General features: G+C 76.4%; 2 protein-coding genes. Both read right to left on the reverse strand.

The features are described from left to right. A partial coding sequence (locus AB0G02_RS32950) for an SAM-dependent methyltransferase (protein WP_360802078.1) occupies window positions 1-629 on the reverse strand: 629 nt, incomplete at its 3' end. A 44-nt stretch (window positions 630-673) separates the two neighbouring features. Then, window positions 674-1791: FAD-dependent monooxygenase (locus AB0G02_RS32955; RefSeq protein WP_360802081.1), on the reverse strand; the 1118-nt coding region annotated here is incomplete at its 5' end.

Here is a 1791-nt window from a genome sequence, read left to right on the forward strand (position 1 = left end):
GTGCGGAACTGCTCGATCGCCGCCCCGACCCGGTCGGCGTCGCCGTCCGCGCCGGCGTGCGAGAGGGCGAGGTAGCTGCCCGGCACGACGGCGTCGAGGTACTCGCGGACGATCACGCCCGGTTCGTCGGCGTCCGGCACGAAGTGCAGCACCGCGAACATCAGCACGCCGACCGGCCGGGTGAGGTCCAGCGTCCGCAGCGCGTCCGGGTGGGTCAGGACGTCCCGCGGCCGGCGCAGGTCCGCCTCCACGACCGCGGCGCGGTCGGTCCCGCCGAGGGCAACCCGGCTGTGCGCCACGGCGACCGGGTCGACGTCCACGTGGACGACCCGGCAGTCGGGGTCCGCGTCCCGGGCGACCTCGTGCACGTTGCCGGGGGTGGGGGTGCCCGAGCCGAGGTCGAGGAACTGGGTGATCCCCCGGCCGACCAGGTACCGCACCGCCCGGCGCAGGAACGCGCGGTTGGCCCGCAGGACCCGCGGCAGGTCCGGCATGGCCTCGGTGATGCGCTGCGCCGCCTCCCGGTCCACCCGGAAGTTGTGCGCGCCGCCGAGGTGCACGTCGTAGACCCGCGCCGGGCTCGGTCGCGACAGGTCGATGTCGGAGCCCTCCCGGGCCGGTCTCTCCACGTCTCCCCCTCGGTCCACCGCGGTCGCCACCTCCCGCGTGCACGCTAGCGCGACGGTTCGGGACCGGGACCGGGCTTCGCCGCACCCGTACCGGAACGGCCGAACCAGGTGTCCAGGGCCGCGGTGAGGGTGTCGAGGGGTTGCGGGTCGGTGGTGGTGGAGACCCACGCGGTGTGCCCGTCCGGGCGGAGCAGCAGTCCTTCCAGCTCGGGATGCGCGGGGCAGCGGGCGTGGTGGGTGTCGACCACGCCGTCCACGTCGACCGGCAGCGGGCGGTCACCGAGCCGGAGGAGCACCGGACGCGCGGGTCGGAGCAGCTCCGCGACGGTGGTGCGGCCGGTGTCCGCGACCAGTTCCAGGTTCGGCGCCAGCCCGCCCAGCCACGGGTGGCCGCCGGGGATCACGGGGTCGTACCGGGTGTCCACCCCGGCGCCGAGCTCGGCGAGGTGCTTGCGGACCGGTGCCAGGTCGGTGAGCTCGGAGAACAGGTCCCGGACCGGGTCGAGGTCCGGGCGGGACCGCCCGAGGATCGCCTGCGCGCGCGTGGTCCGCAGCACCCGCGCGCCGACCTCGTGCCGTTCCCGGTGGTAGCTGTCCAGCAGGCCGTCCGGGGCGTGCCCCAGCGCCGTGGCGGCCAGCTTCCAGCCCAGGTTCACCGCGTCCGCCAGCGCCACGTTCACCCCCACCGCCCCGGCCGGCGGGTGGACGTGCGCGGCGTCACCGGCCAGCACGACCCGGCCGTCGACGTAGCGGTCCGCCTGCCTGGCCGCGTCGGAGAACCGGGTGAGCCAGCGCGGGTCGCGCAGCCCGACCGGGCGGCCGAGCACGTCCTCCAGCACCTGCCGGAAGTAGGGCAGCCGCACCGGCTCGTCGCGGTCGGCGGGCGGGTCGGGCTCGTCGACCACGATCCGCACGTAGCCGGGTCGCGGGATCACGAACACCCCGCCGTGCGCGCCCTGGACCACCCCGTACGGCAGCTCGGCGGGGTCCTCCGGCTCCACGTCCGCGAGCAGGCCGAACCGGGTCGCGGCGGTGCCCGGGAAGCCGATCCCGGCGAGCTTGCGCACGGCGCTGCGGCTGCCGTCGCACCCGGCGAGGTAGTCGACCCGCCTGCGCCGGGGCTCCCCGTCGACCAGGACGGTCACGTCGACCCCGGCGCCGT

The organism is Actinosynnema sp. NPDC023658, from assembly GCF_040639995.1.
Taxonomy (GTDB): domain Bacteria; phylum Actinomycetota; class Actinomycetes; order Mycobacteriales; family Pseudonocardiaceae; genus Actinosynnema.